Source organism: Enterobacter sp. KB-280D8, from assembly GCF_041399405.1.
In the GTDB taxonomy this organism is placed as follows: Bacteria; Pseudomonadota; Gammaproteobacteria; order Enterobacterales; family Enterobacteriaceae; genus Enterobacter; species Enterobacter cloacae_N.
Window position 1 is genome coordinate 1 of sequence record NZ_JBGKEC010000009.1, and the last position, 21,273, is coordinate 21,273.

The 21,273-nt window shown below is 53.2% G+C and carries 17 protein-coding genes; 7 read left to right on the forward strand and 10 right to left on the reverse strand.

What is annotated here, in order from left to right; translation table 11 throughout:
• Nucleotides 1-51: 51 nt before the first annotated feature.
• Nucleotides 52-555 carry a molybdopterin-guanine dinucleotide biosynthesis protein MobB gene (gene mobB / locus AB8818_RS19035; RefSeq protein WP_116343729.1) on the reverse strand — a complete coding sequence of 168 codons (504 nt, stop codon included), beginning with the start codon at nucleotides 553-555 and terminating at the stop codon, nucleotides 52-54.
• Nucleotides 552-1,136, reverse strand: coding sequence for a molybdenum cofactor guanylyltransferase MobA (gene mobA, locus AB8818_RS19040; protein WP_192984620.1), 585 nt, complete (start codon nucleotides 1,134-1,136; stop codon nucleotides 552-554). The genes mobB and mobA overlap by 4 nt, the downstream gene beginning before the upstream one ends.
• 68 nt (nucleotides 1,137-1,204) lie before the next feature.
• On the opposite strand from mobA, the gene AB8818_RS19045 reads away from it, so the two are divergent.
• The 3 genes from AB8818_RS19045 (at nucleotide 1,205) to dsbA (ending at nucleotide 3,187) form a co-directional block, all read left to right on the forward strand.
• On the forward strand, nucleotides 1,205-1,474 hold the full coding sequence (locus AB8818_RS19045; protein WP_008501866.1) for a YihD family protein: 270 nt from the start codon (nucleotides 1,205-1,207) through the stop codon (nucleotides 1,472-1,474).
• 75 nt (nucleotides 1,475-1,549) lie between these two features.
• Nucleotides 1,550-2,536, forward strand: a complete 987-nt coding sequence (locus tag AB8818_RS19050) for a serine/threonine protein kinase (RefSeq protein WP_116343732.1) — start codon at nucleotides 1,550-1,552, stop codon at nucleotides 2,534-2,536.
• Between the two features lie 27 nt (nucleotides 2,537-2,563).
• Nucleotides 2,564-3,187 carry a thiol:disulfide interchange protein DsbA gene (gene dsbA / locus AB8818_RS19055; RefSeq protein ID WP_028014899.1) on the forward strand — a complete coding sequence of 208 codons (624 nt, stop codon included), beginning with the start codon at nucleotides 2,564-2,566 and terminating at the stop codon, nucleotides 3,185-3,187.
• Between the two features lie 23 nt (nucleotides 3,188-3,210).
• Here dsbA and AB8818_RS19060 read toward each other — a convergent pair whose 3' ends face one another.
• Nucleotides 3,211-4,119, reverse strand: a complete 909-nt coding sequence (locus tag AB8818_RS19060; protein WP_166712640.1) for an acyltransferase — start codon at nucleotides 4,117-4,119, stop codon at nucleotides 3,211-3,213.
• Nucleotides 4,120-4,559: 440 nt separating this feature from the next.
• Between AB8818_RS19060 and polA the strand changes: the two genes are divergently transcribed.
• Nucleotides 4,560-7,352 carry a DNA polymerase I gene (gene polA / locus AB8818_RS19065; protein ID WP_163330995.1) on the forward strand — a complete coding sequence of 931 codons (2,793 nt, stop codon included), beginning with the start codon at nucleotides 4,560-4,562 and terminating at the stop codon, nucleotides 7,350-7,352.
• Nucleotides 7,353-7,664: 312 nt separating this feature from the next.
• Here the strand turns inward: polA and yihA are convergent, their stop codons facing one another.
• Nucleotides 7,665-8,294 (reverse strand): ribosome biogenesis GTP-binding protein YihA/YsxC, encoded by a 630-nt coding sequence (yihA, locus tag AB8818_RS19070; RefSeq protein WP_116343734.1) that lies wholly within the window; start codon nucleotides 8,292-8,294, stop codon nucleotides 7,665-7,667.
• Between the two features lie 577 nt (nucleotides 8,295-8,871).
• On the opposite strand from yihA, the gene yihI reads away from it, so the two are divergent.
• Entirely contained in the window at nucleotides 8,872-9,387 is a 516-nt protein-coding gene (gene yihI, locus AB8818_RS19075) for a Der GTPase-activating protein YihI (protein ID WP_116343735.1), read from the forward strand.
• A 188-nt stretch (nucleotides 9,388-9,575) separates the two neighbouring features.
• Nucleotides 9,576-10,949, forward strand: coding sequence for an oxygen-independent coproporphyrinogen III oxidase (gene hemN, locus AB8818_RS19080; RefSeq protein ID WP_116343737.1), 1,374 nt, complete (start codon nucleotides 9,576-9,578; stop codon nucleotides 10,947-10,949).
• Between the two features lie 67 nt (nucleotides 10,950-11,016).
• Here hemN and AB8818_RS19085 read toward each other — a convergent pair whose 3' ends face one another.
• From AB8818_RS19085 to glnA, 4 genes are all read right to left on the reverse strand, one after another.
• Nucleotides 11,017-11,127: a YshB family small membrane protein gene (locus tag AB8818_RS19085; RefSeq protein WP_023331639.1), complete on the reverse strand. Its 111-nt coding sequence runs from the start codon at nucleotides 11,125-11,127 to the stop codon at nucleotides 11,017-11,019.
• 110 nt (nucleotides 11,128-11,237) lie between these two features.
• A complete protein-coding gene (gene glnG, locus AB8818_RS19090; RefSeq protein WP_028014893.1) occupies nucleotides 11,238-12,650 on the reverse strand; it encodes a nitrogen regulation protein NR(I) in 1,413 nt (470 codons plus the stop codon).
• A gap of 11 nt (nucleotides 12,651-12,661) precedes the next feature.
• Complete coding sequence (glnL, locus tag AB8818_RS19095) at nucleotides 12,662-13,711, reverse strand: nitrogen regulation protein NR(II) (protein ID WP_116343739.1); 1,050 nt, start codon at nucleotides 13,709-13,711, stop codon at nucleotides 12,662-12,664.
• A gap of 169 nt (nucleotides 13,712-13,880) precedes the next feature.
• Complete coding sequence (glnA, locus tag AB8818_RS19100; RefSeq protein ID WP_008501856.1) at nucleotides 13,881-15,290, reverse strand: glutamate--ammonia ligase; 1,410 nt, start codon at nucleotides 15,288-15,290, stop codon at nucleotides 13,881-13,883.
• A gap of 378 nt (nucleotides 15,291-15,668) precedes the next feature.
• Here glnA and typA point away from each other — a divergent pair, with 378 nt between their 5' ends.
• Nucleotides 15,669-17,492, forward strand: a complete 1,824-nt coding sequence (gene typA, locus AB8818_RS19105; protein ID WP_028014891.1) for a ribosome-dependent GTPase TypA — start codon at nucleotides 15,669-15,671, stop codon at nucleotides 17,490-17,492.
• 54 nt (nucleotides 17,493-17,546) lie between these two features.
• On the opposite strand, the gene AB8818_RS19110 is transcribed toward typA, so the two are convergent.
• Both AB8818_RS19110 and AB8818_RS19115 read right to left on the reverse strand, forming a co-directional pair.
• Nucleotides 17,547-20,477, reverse strand: coding sequence for an autotransporter outer membrane beta-barrel domain-containing protein (locus tag AB8818_RS19110; RefSeq protein WP_192984618.1), 2,931 nt, complete (start codon nucleotides 20,475-20,477; stop codon nucleotides 17,547-17,549).
• Between the two features lie 71 nt (nucleotides 20,478-20,548).
• Nucleotides 20,549-21,166 (reverse strand): helix-turn-helix transcriptional regulator, encoded by a 618-nt coding sequence (locus AB8818_RS19115; protein WP_163330998.1) that lies wholly within the window; start codon nucleotides 21,164-21,166, stop codon nucleotides 20,549-20,551.
• Nucleotides 21,167-21,273: the final 107 nt, after the last annotated feature.

Consider the following 21,273-nt stretch of genomic DNA (forward strand, 5'->3'; position numbering starts at 1 on the left):
TTGAACTACAACAAACGTAGGCCGGGTAAGGCGAAGCCTCCACCCGGCAAGTCAGACCGCACTCCACTTCACAACAAACTCTGCAATCCCATCCACATCATTCAAATTCAGTAACGGAACTTCAAGCGGCAATACAACATCACTGGCCACCGCAATCACATGCTCATCCAGCGTTAACTCGCTGAAATCATGCCCGGCATCGCTTCTGAACAGCAGGATCTTAGGTACGGCCTCATGCTTAAATCCCTCAACCAGCACCAGATCCAGGGTGGAATGATCCATCCGGCTGACCAGATACGCAAGATCCAGCGGTGCCTCATCCGGCGTTTCTGTCATCAACGCCCAGCGCTGGTTGCTTGCCACCATCGTTTGCGCCGCACCCGCTTTACGCAGTTCATAGCTATCTTTGCCCGGCTTATCGACATCCATATTATGGTGCGTGTGTTTAATCAAGCCAGGACGGATGCCGCGGGCGCACAGCGCGGGTATCAGTTTTTTCAGCAGCGTAGTTTTTCCCGTACCGCTCCAGGCGGAGATTGCTAAAACAGGTGTCATCTCTTCTCCTGTATGGCCTGTAAATCTCCTGTCGTGTTCACATTCACGAAGGATGTTTTCATGTCGCTAAAATCAACAGCATGTCCGCCAACCTTGCGCATAAACACCATAACTCTTCGTTCACCAGCAGCCAGATAGCCGCTCATGTCCGGAATCAACGATCTGTTAACGAGCGCGATAGTTGGATGGTCGCGCTCGCCGTCATGCACCCAAACCACGGGCGATTCACCTCGCTGTTGCACCATTCGCTCTACCAGGCAAGTGGGTATAAATGGCGTATCACACGAACAAAAGAGAAACCACTCGCCCTGCGACTGCTGCATCACCGAAAGCATGCCGGCCAGCGGTCCCGGATAATCTGCGAGATTATCCTGATAAACGGGAAACCCGCTACGTTGGTAAATATCAATGTGGCGATTAGCGCTGAGCGCCATGGCCGATACCTGATTGACAAGCGTATCAGCGACGTGCTGCCATAAGGGCTTGCCATTCAGGCGCTGTAACCCCTTATCTTCTCCGCCCATTCGCGTCGCTCTGCCACCGGCCAGAACGACACCGATGATTTTCTGGCTCTCATTCACTAATATCGCCTCTTTTATTGTGGGATTGACCCTGCTAACGTGTCACTCTAAATGAAAGGAGCACCACCATGAAATGTAAACGTCTGAATGAAGTCATTGAACTCCTCCAGCCAGCCTGGCAAAAAGAGCCAGAACTGAATCTGATGCAATTCTTACAAAAACTGGCGAAAGAGTCAGGTTTTGACGGCGATCTGGCAGACCTTTCTGACGACATCCTGATCTACCACCTCAAAATGCGCGACTCGGCCAAAGATGCTGTTATTCCTGGTATTCAGAAGGATTATGAGGAAGATTTTAAAACTGCGCTGCTGCGCGCCCGAGGCGTAATTAAAGAGTAAAAGCTTGTAAGCGGAGCCACCGAAATCGCCACAAGATGATATCCTGAATCATTCGTATAATTTCCGGATGATCGGATGAACGACCAGGCTTTTACTTTCCAGACACTACACCCGGAAACCATTATGGATGCCCTGTTTGAACAGGGTATTCGTGTGGATTCAGGGCTAACCCCGTTAAATAGCTACGAAAACCGCGTCTATCAATTTCAGGACGAGGATCGTCAGCGCTTCGTCGTAAAGTTCTATCGCCCTGAACGTTGGTCTGCACAGCAAATTCAGGAAGAGCACCAATTTGCTCACGATCTGCTGGGTGATGACGTCCCTGTTGCCGCGCCGATAAAGTTCAATAACCAAACGCTGCACACGCATGAAGGGTTTTACTACGCCGTATTCCCCAGTCTGGGTGGCCGCCAGTTTGAAGCGGATAGTATCGATCAGATGGAGTGGGTTGCTCGCTATCTGGGACGCATTCATCAGACGGGACGTAAAACAGCGTTCACTGTCCGACCAACGCTCGGGATTCAGGAATATCTCACCGAACCACGTCAGGTATTTGAAACGTCTGCGCTGATCCCCACTGCGCTAAAGGATAATTTCCTCAACGCCACCGATAAGCTTATTGCTGCGGTGAAAGCCTGCTGGCGTGATGATATTTCCGTTCTGCGCCTGCATGGCGATTGTCACGCCGGAAATATCCTCTGGCGCGATGGCCCGCTGTTTGTCGATCTCGACGATGCGCGCATGGGACCAGCGGTTCAGGATCTGTGGATGCTGCTCAATGGCGACAAAGCCGAGCAGCGCATGCAGCTTGAAACGATTATTGAAGCCTATGAAGAATTTAGCCCGTTTAATTCAGACGAAATTGCCCTGATTGAGCCTTTACGTTCTATGCGTTTTGTTTATTATCTCGCATGGTTAATCAGGCGTTGGGACGATCCCGCATTTCCCCGTAATTTCCCGTGGCTTACCGGAGAAGATTACTGGCGTAGCCAGATATCTACATTCACTCAGCAGGTTAAGGTTCTTCAGGAACCCCCTCTGCAATTAACGCCGATGTATTAATTGGACACACCCAGGAGAGAGTTAATCATGAAAAAAATTTGGCTGGCGCTGGCAGGTATGATTCTGGCATTTAGCGCTTCTGCTGCGCAGTTTACCGACGGTAAACAGTTCATCACGCTGGAAAAGCCGGTTGCTGGCGAGCCACAGGTTCTGGAATTCTTCTCGTTCTACTGCCCGCACTGCTATCAATTCGAAGAGGTGCTGCATGTTTCTGACAACGTGAAGAAAAAGCTGCCGGAAGGCACCAAAATGACCAAGTACCACGTTGAGTTCCTGGGCCCGTTGGGTAAAGACCTGACTCAGGCGTGGGCGGTAGCTATGGCGCTGGGCGTGGAAGATAAAATCACTGCTCCAATGTTCGAAGCCGTACAGAAAACTCAGACCGTTCAGACCACTGCGGATATCCGTAAAGTGTTCGTTGATGCCGGCGTGAAAGGTGAAGAGTACGACGCCGCGTGGAACAGCTTTGTGGTGAAATCTCTGGTGGCTCAGCAGGAAAAAGCGGCCGCGGACCTGCAGCTTCAGGGCGTTCCGGCGATGTTTGTTAACGGCAAATATCAGCTGAACATGCAGGGCATGGACACCAGCAGCATGGATATCTTTGTACAGCAGTATGCCGATACCGTGAAATACCTGGTTGAGAAGAAGTAATTTCGTTGATATGAAAACGCCGGTCACTGACCGGCGTTTTTGTATGAGGATTTAATGCTGTCTATCTGTTGGTCTTTCTCTTTCCAGAGCGTATTAAGCCACTGCTGGAAACCACGTTTGAAATTCTTATCGTTAACGTAGTCACCGTGCAGCTCGACATCGATCGGTACTAAATTCACCCGAACAACAATGCGCGTCAGCTTGCCGCTGAGCATATCGAAGAACGGCGTCCTGTCATTTTCCGGATAGCAGAGCGTAACGTTCAGAAGTTTATCGAACTGTGCACCCAGCACGTTAAGCGCCATCGCAATACCCGCCGCCTTTGGCGGGAGCAAATGCCGATAAGGAGAGCGAGTTTGTTGACGCTTCTCTTCCGTAAACCGGGAGCCTTCAACAAAGTTCACGATGGTTGTTGGATGCGCGCGAAACTTTTCACAGGAACGGCGCGTGGTCTCCACATCCTTACCGCGACGCTCCGGATGACGAATCAAATAGCTGCGCGAATAGCGTTTCATAAATGGCATATCGAGGGCCCAGCAGGCCAGCCCGATAAAAGGCACCCAGGCGAGCTGCTGCTTCAGGAAGTATTTGTTCATCGGGATATGTTTGCGGAAAAGCACGCATAACACCACGATGTCTGCCCAGCTGTGGTGATTGCAAATCAGCAGGTACCAGTTCTTTTTGTTCAGGCTCTCCAGCCCTTCGATATCCCACTTCAGATGCGGGTTCAGGCACAGCAGGATCGCCAGTCCTTCACACCAGCAATACATCATGAAATTACAAAACGCAGAGACGGATCGCCACACCGCTGGCACAGGCAGCAGCAGTTTAACGATCCCGGCGATAATGATCGGCACAGAACAGGCAATCGTCACCAGAATAGTTAAAATGATGCTTAGCGGTAATGTTATTGCAGCGAGCAATTTCGACATGATGAGCTTTTTCAGGTGGTTAGCTGTAATGAAGCGGCCGATAATTCGGCGCTGGGCGCTGATTTTATCAGAAAAATGACAAAATAATGGCGCTTTCATGTCTTCAATTGACGGCTTTTCCCCTGACGCAGAAGATTTCTCTAATACTGTGCGCTATTCAGGACTTATATCCACATAGACTAAATTGTCATCATCAGGCTATTATCATACAGTGTTAGTGTTTAACAATTTGATATGTAATGATTTATTCTCAGCGAATACCTGCATTTAGCACCTGTTTTTCATTTGAAGTGAAAATATTCACAAACTTATCCACAGTTTGAGTTTTGCGAGCGATCCTCACGATCGCAAAATCTTTTCCTGTATCGAACCTGAATAACTGATGTTTTCATCCTTCTGTGGCATCCTTTACGCATAAATTGATTAAAGGCACGGACATTATGGTTCAGATCCCAGAAAACCCACTTATTCTCGTCGACGGCTCTTCTTACCTGTATCGGGCGTACCATGCGTTTCCTCCTCTGACCAATAGCGCAGGGGAACCTACCGGCGCAATGTACGGCGTGCTGAACATGCTGCGCAGCCTGATCCTTCAGTATCAGCCCACCCATGCGGCTGTCGTTTTTGATGCGAAAGGTAAAACCTTCCGCGATGAGCTGTTTGAGCATTACAAATCCCATCGTCCGCCAATGCCTGACGATCTGCGTGCGCAGATTGAGCCGCTGCACGCCATGGTGAAAGCAATGGGCCTGCCGCTGCTGGCCGTCTCTGGCGTGGAAGCCGACGACGTCATCGGTACGCTGGCGCGTGAAGCGGAAAAAATGGGCCGTCCGGTACTGATCAGCACCGGCGATAAAGATATGGCCCAGCTGGTGACGCCAGGTATCACCCTGATAAACACCATGACCAACACCATTCTGGGGCCGGAAGAAGTGGTCACTAAGTATGGCGTGCCGCCAGAGCTCATTATCGACTTCCTCGCGTTGATGGGTGACTCCTCGGATAACATCCCTGGCGTCCCCGGCGTCGGTGAAAAAACCGCGCAGGCGCTGCTCCAGGGGCTGGGTGGTCTGGACACGCTCTACGCGGAATCAGACAAAATCGCCAGCCTTTCCTTCCGTGGCGCAAAAACCATGGCCGGGAAGCTGGAAGAGAACAAAGAGGTGGCTTATCTCTCCTATAAGCTGGCAACGATTAAAACCGATGTGGAACTGGAGCTGGGCTGTGAGCAGCTGGAAGTGCAACAGCCTTCCGCTGACGACCTGCTGAGCCTGTTTAAGAAATACGAATTCAAGCGCTGGACCACTGACGTGGAAGCCGGTAAATGGCTGCAGGCAAAAGGGGCCAAACCAGCTGCGAAGCCGAAGGAGACGATTGTCGTTGATGCCGAAGAGCAGGCGGAAGAAGAAGCCGCAGCGCTCTCCTTCGACAACTACGAAACCGTTCTGGAAGAGTCACAGCTGATCGCCTGGATCGAGAAACTGAAAAAAGCGCCGGTCTTTGCCTTTGACACCGAAACTGACAGCCTCGACAACATCTCAGCCAATATGGTGGGATTGTCCTTCGCGACAGAGCCGGGTATTGCCGCCTACGTTCCTGTGGCGCACGACTACCTGGATGCGCCGGAGCAGATCTCCCGCGAGCGCGTGCTTGAGCTGCTGAAGCCGATTCTGGAAGATGAAAAGGCGCTCAAGGTCGGGCAAAACCTCAAGTACGACCGCGGTATTCTGCAGAACTATGGCATTGAGCTGCGCGGGATTGCCTTCGACACTATGCTCGAATCTTACATTCTGGACAGCGTCGCGGGTCGTCATGATATGGATTCCTTATCTGACCGCTGGCTCAAGCACAAAACCATCACTTTTGAAGAGATTGCCGGTAAAGGGAAAAATCAGCTCACATTTAACCAGATCGCTCTTGAAGAAGCAGGGCGCTACGCGGCGGAAGACGCCGACGTCACGCTGCAGCTGCACCTGAAGATGTGGCCAAAACTGCAGAAGCATGAAGGTCCTCTGAACGTGTTCCAGCATATCGAGATGCCGCTGGTGCCCGTGCTGTCACGGATTGAACGTAACGGCGTGAAAATCGACCCAACGGTGCTGCATAACCACTCCGGGGAGCTGGCGCAGCGTCTGACCGAGCTTGAGCAGAAAGCGCACGATCTTGCAGGCGAGCCGTTTAACCTTTCTTCACCGAAGCAGCTGCAAACCATCCTGTTTGAAAAGCAGGGCATCAAGCCGCTGAAGAAAACCCCTGGCGGCGCACCGTCAACCTCAGAAGAGGTGCTGGAAGAGCTGGCGCTGGACTACCCGCTGCCAAAAGTGATTCTGGAGTACCGCGGTCTCGCGAAGCTTAAGTCTACCTACACGGACAAACTTCCGCTGATGATCAACCCGAAAACGGGTCGCGTGCACACGTCGTATCATCAGGCTGTCGCGGCCACGGGACGCCTCTCTTCAACCGATCCTAACCTGCAGAACATCCCGGTGCGTAATGAAGAAGGGCGCCGCATTCGTCAGGCTTTCATCGCCCCGGAGGATTACCTGATTGTCTCGGCTGACTACTCGCAAATCGAACTGCGCATTATGGCGCACCTGTCCCGTGACAAAGGTCTGCTGACGGCATTTGCGGAAGGGAAAGACATCCATCGTGCGACCGCGGCGGAGGTCTTTGGTTTACCGCTGGAGAGCGTGACAAACGAACAGCGCCGCAGTGCAAAAGCGATCAACTTCGGTTTGATCTACGGCATGAGCGCGTTTGGCCTTTCTCGCCAGCTCAACATTCCGCGTAAAGAGTCGCAGAAGTATATGGATCTCTACTTCGAACGCTACCCGGGCGTGCTGGAATATATGGAACGTACCCGCGCGCAGGCGAAAGAGAAAGGCTACGTTGAAACCCTGGATGGCCGTCGTCTCTATCTCCCGGACATCAAATCCAGCAACGCGGCCCGCCGCGCTGGCGCAGAACGTGCGGCGATCAACGCCCCGATGCAGGGAACCGCAGCGGACATCATCAAGCGCGCCATGATTGCCGTGGATGCCTGGCTGGAGAAAGAGAAGCCGCGCGTGAAAATGATCATGCAGGTACACGATGAACTGGTGTTTGAAGTGCACAAAGACGATCTCGATACTGTGTCGAAAAAGATCCACGAACTGATGGAAAGCAGCATGACGCTAGACGTGCCGTTGCTGGTGGAAGTGGGAAGTGGTGAAAACTGGGATCAGGCTCACTAAAGGTTCAATGAATAACGCGCTTTTTATGTAAGTTAGCAACATAACAAAGCGCGTTTTGTGACGATCATTAGAATTCCCTATGTAAAGAATGAAAAAAAACTACAAAAAGTGCTTTTTCTACAGCAAAAAAAGGGGTAGAGTTATCGACGTAGGGTACAGAGGTAAGATGTTCTATCTTTCAGACCTTTTACTTCACGTAATCGGATTTGGCTGAATATTTTAGCCGCCCCAGTCAGTAATGACTGGGGCGTTTTTTATTGCGGCAAAGAAAAGTTCCGTCAAAAAAAAGCGCGGACATTGCCGCGCTCGGTTTTACTCTGCTTCCGCTTCTGTTGCGGGTTCCAGCTCGTTAAACCAGCTATCGAGCTTCTGACGCAGTTTGTCAACGCCCTGTTTTTTCAGCGAAGAAAAGGGCTCTACCTGTACATCGCCATTAAAGGCCAGTACCGCTTCGCGAACCATATTCACCTGCGCTTTACGCGCGCCGCTTGCCAGCTTATCGGCTTTCGTCAGCAGCACCAGCACGGCAATATCGCTTGCTACGGCCCAGTCGATCATCTGCTGATCGAGATCTTTTAGCGGATGGCGAATATCCATCAACACCACCAGACCTTTCAGGCACATGCGTTTTTCCAGGTATTCGCCCAGCGCACGCTGCCATTTGATCTTCATCTCTTCTGGCACCTGCGCATAACCGTATCCCGGCAAGTCGACCAGGCGTTTGCCTTCAGCGACTTCAAAAAGGTTAATCAGCTGGGTACGGCCAGGTGTTTTTGAGGTACGCGCCAGGTTCTTCTGATTGGTCAGCGTATTCAGGGCGCTGGACTTCCCCGCATTTGAGCGGCCAGCAAATGCCACTTCAATACCGGTATCAGAAGGCAGGTGGCGAATATCGGGCGCACTGGTGACAAAATGCGTCTGTTGGTAATTCCAGGTAGTCACGTGGTCGTCTCCAAAAATCGTAATCTGGGGGGATTATACCCGAATGCGGGCAAAAGGCTTTTCTCATTGCACGGCGCCTGCAGGCGAAAGCCCGAAGCGTTGTGAGAGATCGGCTAATGTTGCTATGGGAGATTTCAGAGAATTCGCAGGTGCCAAAAAAGTCAAACTGTTTTAAATCATAAGCTTATTTCCGGGTAATTGTCTGAAAATCTCTTTTTGTACCGTTTCGTTGCTTGTCAGTTTAAGCGAACAAGGTAAAGTATGCGTCAGGGCGAGGAAGCCAACAGGAATTTGACTTAAGGATTAGGGTCAGGAGCGCCAGGAGGCGAAGACGCAGGACAGTCAGGACGACCAGCGCCTGGAGGCGTTTTAACAGGAAATGGAACCATACACGGACGGTATCAGCCAAAGGATAAACAGGGTGTGTTGTTGGTAAACATGGAATGTCTGACCCGCTAAGGGTTGTGAGTCAGGAAAAAAGGCGACAGATTGCTCTGTCGCCTTTTTTCTTTGCTTGCTTTCTGCTAGATTTCGCCGCAATTCTATACTGAAGAAAACGACTTAAAGATAAAACATCATGAAAAAACCAACCTCCGCTGCGGGTGCTAAACGCCCTGCAAAAGCACGCCGCAAAACGCGCGAAGAACTGAACCAGGAAGCGCGCGATCGCAAACGCGATAAGAAACATCGTGGCCATGCTGCGGGTAGCCGTGCAAACGGCGGTGGTGCAGCGGGCGCTTCTGCAAAAAGCAAACAGCAGAAAGATCCTCGTATCGGCAGTAAAACTCCCATTCCGCTGGGCGTGACAGACACCCCGGTCACTAAGCAGCACAAACCAAAGAGCGAGAAACCTATGCTTTCACCGCAGGCTGAGCTGGATATGCTGGAGAACGATGAGCGCCTGGACGCGCTGCTGGAACGTCTTGAAGAGGGTGAAACCCTGACCGCAGAAGAGCAGTCATGGGTGGATGCTAAACTGGACCGCATTGATGAGCTGATGCAGAAACTCGGTCTGTCTTACGATGACGAAGACGACGAAGAAGAAGACGAAAAGCAGGAAGATATGATGCGTCTTCTGAAAGGTGGAAACTAACATTTGCACCCGGCAGGCACGATAGTCCTGCTTATAACCCTTCCGGTTATATGTTATCTGGTGTGGTTATTCGTTAAACTACGGCGGTTGTCGCGGCGACAGAAGTGGCTGCGCACCCGAATGATGGCCCGCGATGGGGCCAGAACGGGCCGCCGTATACGAACGCGACACCAACGGAAGGAGTGAGCATGTCAGCACCAACTATCGACTGGGATTTGGCCCTAATCCAGAAGTATAACTATTCCGGGCCGCGTTACACGTCATACCCCACCGCGCTGGAGTTCTCCGATGCCTTCGGCGAGGCGGATTTTCAGCAGGCCGTCGCGCGCTATCCTGAGCGCCCGCTGTCGCTCTACGTCCATATTCCGTTCTGCCATAAGCTCTGCTACTTCTGCGGCTGCAATAAAATCGTGACCCGTCAGCAGCATAAGGCCGACCAATACCTGGATGCGCTCGAACAGGAAATTGTGCACCGCGCGCCGCTTTTTGCTGGCCGTCACGTCAGCCAGCTTCACTGGGGCGGCGGCACGCCAACCTATCTGAATAAGGCGCAAATAAGCCGTCTGATGACGCTGCTGCGCGGAAATTTCAATTTTAACGACGACGCCGAAATCTCGATCGAAGTCGATCCGCGTGAAATTGAGCTGAATGTCCTGGATCATTTACGCGCGGAAGGCTTCAACCGGCTGAGCATGGGCGTGCAGGATTTCAATAAAGAGGTCCAGCGTCTGGTGAACCGCGAGCAGGACGAAGAGTTTATCTTCGCCTTACTCAACCACGCACGTGACATCGGCTTTACCTCGACCAACATCGACCTCATTTACGGCCTGCCAAAGCAGACGCCGGAGAGCTTCGCCTTTACGCTGAAGCGCGTGGCTGAACTCAGCCCGGACCGCCTCAGCGTCTTTAACTACGCGCACCTGCCGACGCTATTCGCCGCTCAGCGCAAAATCAAAGATGCGGATCTGCCTTCTGCCCAGCAGAAGCTGGATATCCTGCAGGAAACCATCACCTCGCTGACCGAGAGCGGCTATCAGTTTATCGGCATGGATCACTTTGCCCGTCCGGACGACGAGCTGGCCATTGCCCAGCGCGAAGGGGTACTGCACCGCAACTTCCAGGGTTACACCACCCAGGGCGATACCGATCTGCTCGGCATGGGCGTCTCTGCCATCAGCATGATTGGTGACTGCTACGCGCAGAACCAGAAAGAGCTGAAGCTCTACTACCAGCAGGTAGATGAAACCGGCAACGCGCTGTGGCGCGGCATCGCGCTGACCCGTGACGACTGCATTCGTCGTGATGTGATTAAAGCGCTTATCTGCAACTTCCGTCTCGACTTTAGCGACGTGGAGGCACAGTGGGATCTGAAATTCAGCGATTATTTTGCACAAGACCTGGAGCTTCTTGCGCCGCTGGCGAAAGACGGGCTGGTGGATGTGTCGGAGAGTTCAATTGAGGTCACGCCGAAAGGGCGTCTGTTGATCCGTAACATCTGTATGTGCTTTGACGCGTATCTGCGCCAGAAAGCGCGACTGCAGCAGTTCTCGCGGGTGATTTAAATCGCAAAAGCACGAAACGTAGGCCGGGTAAGGCGAAGCCGCCACCCGGCTTTTACGTTCAACCCCGCTAGCTAAACAGCCCAACCAGCGCCGCACACAAAACAGCCGCAACGGCGGTTTGTGGCGTGTGGCTTTCAACTGCTCCGCTAGAGAGCATATTGACTAATGTTTCCAGCATGATCTCCACCCTCGATTTCCGGGCACGATCATACAAAACTCATCGGAACAGTAAAGCGCAAAATAACGGCAATTTGCGCTCAATTAATAACCTTTACACTTCGGGGAATCTTACTCCATTCCCAGCTCTTTAAGCTTGCGCGTCAGGGTATTACGTCCCCATCCCAGCAGGCGAGCGGCTTCCTGCTTATGGCCCTGCGTATGACGAAGCGCGGTGGTCAATAGCGTACGCTCCATCTCGGGCTGAGCCTCAGACAGCAGGTTTTGATGACCGGAACGCAGCGCGCGGTCGGCCCACTGCGCCAGCAGCGTCGCCCAGCTGTCCGGCAGCGCGTGTCCGGTACTGCTTTCTGGCGCGGTGGCCTCAAACAGCTCGGCCGGTAAATCCTGAATCAGCACTTCCTGTCCGGCGGCCATCACGGTTAACCAGCGGCAGGTGTTTTCCAGCTGACGGACGTTGCCCGGCCACGCCAGACGGGTGAGGGCGGCATCGGTTTCCGGGTGCAGCTGCTTGGCTTCCACGCCCAGCTCGCGGGCGGCAACCTGCAGGAAATGACGCGCCAGGCGGGGAATATCTTCCCGACGCTCACGCAGCGGCGGCAGATGAACGCGAATGACGTTCAGACGGTGGAATAAATCCTCACGGAATTTCCCCTCCTGCACGCGCAGCTCAAGGTTCTGGTGCGTCGCGGCGATAATGCGCACGTCCACCTTCACCGGCGCATAGCCGCCCACGCGGTAAAACTGCCCGTCGGCCAGCACGCGCAGCAGGCGGGTCTGAACGTCCAGCGGCATATCGCCGATCTCGTCCAGGAACAGTGTGCCGCCGTCAGCCTGCTCAAAGCGCCCCTGGCGAATGGTATTCGCGCCGGTAAATGCCCCTTTTTCATGGCCGAACAGCTCGGACTCAATCAAATCCTTCGGGATCGCCGCCATATTCAGGGCGATGAATGGTGCTTTTGCCCGTGGGCTATGGCGATGCAATGCATGCGCCACCAGCTCTTTACCGGTTCCCGATTCACCGTTAATCAATACGCTGATGGACGAGCGGGACAGACGGCCAATAATGCGAAACACGTCCTGCATCGCCGGCGCTTCGCCGATGATGTCCGTCGTTGGCCCAAAATCGGGCGCGTGGCGCGGCTGTTGCTGCTCCTGGTAGTGGCTAATCGCACGCTCAACCAGTGCCACCGCTTCGTCGATATCAAACGGTTTGGGCAGGTAATCAAACGCCCCTTGCTGATAGGCGCTCACCGCGGCATCCAGATCGGAGTGCGCGGTCATTATGATGACCGGAAGCATCGGGTGGCGTTGTTTGATCTGCTTTAACAGCGCCAGCCCGTCCATGCCCGGCATACGGATATCCGAAAGCAGAACATCTGGCGTTTTGGTGGTGAGTGCGTCGAGCACTTCGCTGCCGCTCTCAAACGTCGTGCAGCTTAATCCTGCCCCTGTGAGCGCGCGTTCAAGCACCCAACGGATGGAGCTATCGTCATCGACTACCCAGACTATCCCTCGTTGCATAAACGTCACCTTTATTTTTTAATCGGCAGGAAAACCGAAAACTCGGTATGTCCCGGCCAACTGGTAAATTCAATTTTTCCGGAGTGCTGATCGATCAAGCTGCGGGCGATAGATAAGCCCAGACCCGTACCGCCTTCGCGCCCGCTTACCATCGGGTAGAACAGGGTGTCCTGCAGATGCGCAGGAATACCGGGACCGTTATCCTCAACGTCGATACGGGCCGCCAGACGATAGCGCACGCCATGCAGCGTGAGCTGGAAGGCGGTGCGGGTGCGTAAAATAATCTCGCCGCCTTCCGGCCCCAGCGCCTGCAGGGCATTGCGCACAATATTCAGCAGGACCTGCTCAATCTGATCGGGGTCATGCGCCAGTTCCGGCAGGCTGGGGTCGTAATCACGCACCAGCGTGACGTTCTCCGGCAGTTCCATGGAGACAAGCTTCACCACCCGTTCAGCCACTTTATGAATGCTTTCTGAAACGTGCATGCCGGGTTGCTGCGGCCCAAGAAGACGATCAACCAGGTTACGCAGGCGGTCCGCCTGCTCAATGATGACGTTGGTGTACTCCGCCAGCGCGGGGTCGGGCAGCGCTTTGGTCAGAAGCTGTGCCGCGCCGCGTAACCCACCCAGCGGATTTTTGATTTCATGCGCCAGACCTCGCACCAGGTCACGGGCGGCAATTTGCTGCGCATGCTGCAGCTGTTCCTGGCTCAGGCGACGCTGGTTATCCATCGGCGCCATTTCGAGCAGGATCATTCCCTCGGGAAGTCGTTGCGCGGTAAGCGACAGAATGTGCGAGCGCCCGTCGATCACCAGCGTCACTTCGTTATCGGTAAACCCCTGGCCGGCCTGCAAGCTTTCCTGCATCAGGCCAATATTCAGCGAAAAATAGCTCAACAACTCAGGAAGCGGGGTGCCAAACAGTTTGCGTGAACTCTGGGCGAGCAGCTGTTGCGCCGCCGGGTTGGCGTAATGGACGGCCAGCTCGTCGTCGACCAGCAATATACTGTTAATTAAAGAATTGAGGATCTGCCCAGCATCGGGCAGCGTGCCAGTTGCCATTCAGCAGTCTCCTGGAGTAGTTGCACTATTTTAGTGCAGTATAGCGGTTTCGGCGTAAAAAGCGCGTGAGATCAGGTTGTTGGTGGAGAAAAAAGCCCATCCGGAGATGGGCTAAAAGTTTCCACGGCAACTACCCCCGGCGCTTTTCACGCCGGGTAAAACAACTAAATTAAACGCTGTAGTACAGTTCGAACTCAACCGGATGCGGAGTCATACGCACGCGGTCGTTCTCTTCAGTACGCAGAGCGATGTAAGCATCGATAGCGTCGTCAGTGAATACGCCACCTGCGGTCAGGAACTCGCGGTCTGCGTCCAGCGCCTGCAGGGCTTCTTCCAGAGAACCCGCAACCTGTGGGATCTCTTTCGCTTCTTCTGGCGGCAGGTCGTACAGGTTTTTGTCCATCGCTTCGCCTGGGTGGATCTTGTTCTTGATACCGTCCAGACCGGCCATCAGCAGTGCTGCGAAGCACAGGTATGGGTTAGCTGCTGGGTCCGGGAAGCGCACTTCGATACGACGCGCTTTCGGAGAAGCTACCACCGGGATACGGATAGAAGCAGAACGGTTACGCGCAGAGTAGGCCAGCATCACTGGTGCTTCGTACCCCGGTACCAGACGCTTGTAGGAGTTGGTGGTTGGGTTCGCCAGGGCGTTGATCGCTTTAGCGTGTTTGATAACACCACCGATGTAATACAGCGCCTGCTCGGACAGACCGGCGTATTTGTCGCCAGAGAACAGGTTGGTACCGTTCTTGGACAGAGACATGTGGCAGTGCATACCGGAACCGTTGTCGCCAAACATTGGTTTTGGCATGAAGGTCGCGGTTTTACCGAAACGGTGCGCAACGTTGTGCACAACGTATTTGTAGATCTGAATTTCGTCCGCTTTTTTGGTCATGGTGTTGAAGCGGGTTGCCACTTCGTTCTGACCAGCAGTCGCTACTTCGTGGTGGTGCGCTTCAACAACCAGGCCCATCTCTTCCATCACCAGACACATGGTGGAACGGATGTCCTGTGCAGAGTCGACCGGAGGAACAGGGAAGTAACCGCCTTTCACACCAGGACGGTGACCTTTGTTACCACCTTCGTATTTGGTGGAAGAGTTCCATGCACCTTCGATGTCGTCGATAGCCACGTGGGAACCGGAAATAGAGGCACCGAAGCGGATGTCGTCGAACAGGAAGAACTCTGGCTCTGGCCCGAACAGAACGGTGTCCGCGATGCCGGTAGAACGCAGGTATTCTTCAGCGCGTTTAGCGATAGAACGTGGGTCGCGGTCGTAGCCCTGCAGCGTGCCTGGCTCGAGGATGTCGCAGCGGATGATCAGGGTTGGTTCTTCGAAGAACGGATCAATGACCGCAGTGGTTGCGTCTGGCATCAGAACCATGTCGGATTCGTTAATGCCTTTCCAGCCACCAATGGAGGAGCCGTCAAACATTTTGCCTTCTTCAAAGAATTCAGCGTTCACCTGATGAGCAGGGATTGTGACGTGCTGTTCTTTACCTTTGGTATCGGTGAAGCGCAGATCAACAAACTTCACTTCATGTTCGTTCAGCATCGTCAAAACGTGTTCAGCGGACATACTTAACTCTCCAGATTGGTCATTGTCGTCGTGGTAACGAGGTCTTCAATTTCTGTTTGTACTGGCTGTTGCCATGTATTTTTTATAAAGCGAAATCTGTGCCAACTTTTAAAACACCCCAAAAAGGCGTTATCATGCGCACCATAGTGCAAAAGGGCTGCACCATGATGGATTTGTTGCACCAGTATAGTGCTTCATTGTGAACGTTGAGCACCATATTGGTGCAATTTACGTTAAAGTGCCCTTTTACCGCTCCGTGAAAGCGATCACAAAGCATCTCTGCAATACTTGTTTGCGGGGGATGTTTGTGATCCTGTTTTGTAGTGCGATTAATCCGTGTACAATAACGCGCTATTTCTAAATGCCTGAGGCAAAGTTGTGATCGAAAATTTGCGTAACATCGCCATCATCGCGCACGTTGACCATGGTAAAACTACCCTGGTTGATAAGCTGCTGCAGCAATCCGGTACGTTTGATGCACGTGCCGAAACCCAAGAACGCGTGATGGACTCCAACGATTTGGAGAAAGAGCGTGGGATTACTATCCTCGCGAAAAACACCGCGATTAAATGGAATGACTACCGTATCAACATCGTTGATACCCCAGGGCACGCCGACTTCGGTGGTGAAGTTGAACGTGTAATGTCCATGGTAGACTCCGTTCTGCTGGTCGTTGACGCAATGGATGGCCCAATGCCACAGACGCGCTTCGTGACCAAAAAAGCTTTTGCCCATGGTCTGAAGCCAATCGTTGTTATCAACAAAGTTGACCGCCCTGGCGCGCGTCCTGACTGGGTTGTTGACCAGGTATTCGACCTGTTCGTTAACCTCGATGCGACCGACGAGCAGCTGGACTTCCCTATCGTTTACGCTTCTGCACTGAACGGTATCGCAGGTCTGGACCACGAAGACATGGCTGAAGACATGACCCCGCTGTATCAGGCGATTGTTGACCGTGTCCCTGCGCCGAACGTTGACCTGGAAGGCACCCTGCAGATGCAGATCTCCCAGCTCGACTACAACAACTACGTTGGCGTTATCGGCATTGGCCGTATCAAGCGCGGTAAAGTGAAGCCTAACCAGCAGGTCACTATCATCGATAGCGAAGGCAAAACCCGTAACGGTAAAGTCGGTAAAGTACTGACTCACCTGGGTCTTGAGCGTATCGAGAGCGACATCGCTGAAGCGGGCGACATCATCGCGATCACCGGTCTGGGTGAACTGAACATCTCCGACACCATCTGCGATCCGCAGAACGTCGAAGCGCTGCCAGCCCTGTCCGTTGATGAACCAACCGTTTCTATGTTCTTCAACGTCAACACCTCTCCGTTCTGTGGCAAAGAAGGTAAGTTCGTTACCTCTCGTCAGATCCTTGACCGCCTGAACAAAGAGCTGGTGCACAACGTTGCGCTGCGCGTTGAAGAAACCGAAGACGCTGATGCGTTCCGCGTTTCTGGTCGTGGTGAGCTGCACCTGTCTGTTCTGATCGAAAACATGCGTCGTGAAGGTTTCGAGATGGCGGTTTCCCGTCCGAAAGTTATCTTCCGCGAAATCGACGGCCGTAAACAAGAGCCGTTCGAAAACGTCACGCTGGACGTTGAAGAGCAGCACCAGGGTTCTGTGATGCAGGCGCTGGGCGAGCGTAAAGGCGACCTGAAAAACATGAATCCAGATGGCAAAGGCCGCGTACGTCTCGACTACGTGATCCCAAGCCGTGGCCTGATCGGCTTCCGTTCTGAGTTCATGACCATGACCTCCGGTACCGGCCTGCTGTACTCCACCTTCAGCCACTACGACGACGTTCGTCCGGGCGAAGTGGGCCAGCGTAACAACGGCGTACTGATCTCCAACGGTCAGGGTAAAGCGGTTGCGTTTGCGCTGTTCGGCCTGCAGGATCGCGGTAAGCTGTTCCTGGGTCACGGTGCTGAAGTTTACGAAGGCCAGATCATCGGTATTCACAGTCGTTCTAACGACCTGACCGTAAACTGCCTGACCGGTAAGAAACTGACCAACATGCGTGCGTCCGGTACTGACGAAGCAACGGTTCTGGTTCCACCGATCAAGATGACGCTGGAGCAGGCTCTGGAATTCATCGATGATGACGAACTGGTAGAAGTGACGCCACAGTCAATTCGTATCCGTAAACGTCACCTGACCGAGAACGATCGTAAACGTGCTATGCGCGGTGCGAAAGAAGACTAATACGGTCAATCCGTAGTAAAAAAAGCCGCTGATCCCTCAGCGGCTTTTTTGTTGTTACTTGAAGCTGTATTTCACCCCAAGCATCCCCTGCGTATCGCTGTAGCCTTTGTCGCCAATCTGCTGAGCCACATTGCCCCAGACGCTAAGCTGCGGCGTAATCTGCCCCTCTACGCCTGTCTTTAACTCACCAATATTGCGTGCACCGCGCATCTCATTGCTAACGTCATCCATGCGAATGCGCGTGGTCTGGGTATTGTGGATCCAGTTCGCCTCGATAAACGGCTGGAAGGTGCGTGATTTACCGTCATCCATCGCGTTATGTCCGCTGATGTAGGCTTTCACGCCGAGACGTGTCATCAGGTTCCCCTGAGTTTCGTCTTTCACCCGCGTACCGTTACGTTCGCGATGGTCGTCAGCCTGCACGTCCATCCAAACGGCCTGCGCCTTCGGCTGGATCCAGTAGCTGTTGCGGCCGCTTTCACCCACCTTAACGCTGTAGCCTGCTTCGACAGAGGCGGTCACACCGCTGGAGCGATAATTCTCAGTGGCCTGATCCTGCCCCATGACCTTATTGTCAAACCAGTTATACAGCACCCAGCTGTCAACGTAGGTGCCGCTTTTATCGGCTTCGTTTGCGTACCAGGTACCGTACAAACCTGCGCTATAGCCATTTACTTCGCCGCGTGAGTGGTATCCGGTCAGGCTGGAAGCGCTCCGGCTCTGGCTGTTGCCGTAGCCCGCCATCAGGCCAAGATGCCACCGATCCAGGCCGTCGCTGCTCCACTGAGCGATATCACCACCCAGCTGCACCACGTAGCGGTTGGCCGTTGTTTTTAGCTGGCCGCTGCCGTCTTTGAAGCGCGTATGTCCGCCGACGTTACGCATCCACAGGCTCGTCACTTTTTGCTCGCCGGTGAGCATGTCGGTGTACTGCGTTTCACCCAGGCGATCGTGCAGGCGGGTCATAAACAGCGTATTTGCCGTATAGCTGTTCGCCTGATAGCTGCCGAATTCCGGGCGATACTGATGCTCGCTTTTCGGCGGCGCGGCAGGTGGTACCGGTTCTTGCGGCGGAATCACCGGGTCGACGGGTGGATCGACAGGGTCGACTGGTGGGTCTACGGGGTCGACAGGTGGATCCACCGGGTCAACAGGCGGGTCGACGGGGTCTACCGGTGGGTCTACCGGGTCCACAGGGGGATCTACCGGGTCGACCGGTGGGTCAACGGGTTCAACCAGGCTGGTCAGAAACCAGTTCTTACCTTTCTGTACAACGTTATAGTCATAACCCCCCGCTACGATACGGCTGGCCTTCTCAAACGTCCCCGCTGAGTTGCCGCCAACGCTGACAATTTCAATCCCTTCAACGGTTTGTGCGCCAGCACCGCCAATGTTGTTCACGTCAACCGCGGTATGACCGGACGTATTTCCTTCAACAATCAGCTTGTCGGTTTCAGAGGTATCATCAGACAGCACGGTATTGAAAACCAGCTTGCCGCCGTTGCCGATGTAATCCTCATTGATGGTCAGGGTTTGCCAGGCCGTGTCTTCATCGTGCTGGAAATTTATCGTGCCGCCCGCATTCAGCGTCAGGCTGGTCACCGTGGAGCTGTCGCGCATATTCCACACGGCGTCATTCATCGTAAGCGCGATAGTCCCGGTGCCGGCGGCGTTGCTCTCTATATAAGACGCTCCGTTCCACAGCGAGCTGTTCTCCATTGTCAGCGTAATGGTACTGTTTTGTGCCGGAAGGGTGCTGTTGGCCGCCACGCCACCTGCGGCAAGGATATCGCCGTTAAGGATGAATTTTCCGCCTGCGGAGGCATCAATAATTCCGCCATTGCTGGCGTTCAGGGCATAGCTACCGTTGTCGCGCTGGCCTGCGGTGGTAATGGTTGCCCCGCCGTCGAGCGTTATCACGCCGCGTGACAAGGCATACATCCCGTGCGGCGCCTGGGCGGAGCTGCTGGTTTTCTCGCTGCTATTTACCGCAACAGTGACGTTATCTCCCACATTCACCGCTGCTGTGTAAGCGTAGATGCCATGCGCGCTGGCACCGTTGGTGGTGATGGTTGCGCCTTCATCAAGGGTGATGGTTGACGAACCGGTAGAGTACACGCCGGAGGCACTGGCCGCGTCGGTGGTAATGTTCGCACTTTTTCCGAGCTCAATTTTTGACGCCGAGCCCGCATACAGGCCGTAGGCCGATGCGCCGTACGTTTCGAGAATGGCTTCATTGCCCAGACGGACGTACGATCCGCTCTGATTGGTTCGGATGCCCTCAGCATAGGTACCCCGCGTCACAATATGCGCACGATCGCCGACGATAACGTTATTTTTTGCCTTAGAAGCGTCATTCAAGGCATAGGCGCTAATGCCGCGACCGGTACTGCCGGTGGTTTCGATATAAAGATCGTCACCCACATAAATATTGGCGGAGCCGAGAGAGCCCTGACTGAAGGAACTGTACCCTGCATTAATGCCATCGCCGCTTTGGCCATTCACGTAAATGTGGGTGCGGTCGCCGGTAATGATAAACACCGGGTTATTCGGCGTGTTCATACCATGGGTACGAATACCGTCGACATCTTTACCGTTATTGGCGGCCACTTTTGACTGGGTACGAATAGTCAGGTCGTCACCAAATATCACCCCCGGGCTGCCGGACGTGGAGTTCTGAATAACGGTCACGGAGTGCTCGAAGGCTTCCGCTCCCGGCCCGTCAAGGGTGATCCCATCTCCGTAGATGGGAATATTGCCTGGGCTGTACTGGTAGACATAGTTAGGATCGCTGGTATTTTTGCTAAAGTTTGCGTTTGCCGTTGCAGGAATCAGCGCCTGTATTTCTGCAGGCAAATCCGTTACCGCTCCGGAGGCAGGTAAATTAGCAAAATCAATAACTGCTGCATTTGCGGTAAATAGCGCTGACGATAGCGCCAGCGAAATCGCAACGGCGACAGGTGAATGTTTCATTATATATGGCATAACTGCCCCCTTTCTTTCAGGCGTAGAACATCCTCCACACCATTAAATGTGGGTATGTTAAGGAGATGAAATTACAAAACAGAAACGAGTATTTTATGAATGCTGGTACCTAACTTCCTCTCTAATCGTATTTTATGAACATAAATTTTTTTCACATCAATGCTGTCTTTTTTTATTATCTCCTGGAGGCACACTCCTGACATAAATCTGTTAAGCAAAGTGAATTCAACAGTATTCAGGGTGTTTCCTCGTCTACTGTTCACACGTCTGCCGGAAAAGAGGTGGTTAATTTTTTCCTGTAATACAGCGTCATTGTCATCTGAATAAATAATTCCCTTTATTTCATCATGATGAGCGAATAAGTAATTAGCCAATGCCTCCAGCTTGCGGTCCGAGATAAGAACGATGTGCATGTTAGTTATCGCCAGATGCTCAATCCATTGCGGATCGGCAAGTACGCGCAGGTTGTACATCGAAAAATCTACAAAAATAAACCCACGTAATAAGTGATTCTTGTTTCCCCGCAATATTTTATTTGCTACCGCAAGTTGCAAGAAATGATTACCAATCGGCCAAACTGCAAACGAAGCGTTACCACAGTATTGTGAGCGCACTGCGTTATCCGGGAATAACTGACAGGACAGTTCACAGCTTATGCAGCGGACAACCTTTTGCGACGACGTTATCATCCAGCCCACTCCTGTCTTATTTTCATTGTCAATATTTCACTGCCTTTCAAATGTGTCAATCTTGAAACATATCCAGGGATCCTGACGTGTTTATAAAAAATAGCGGC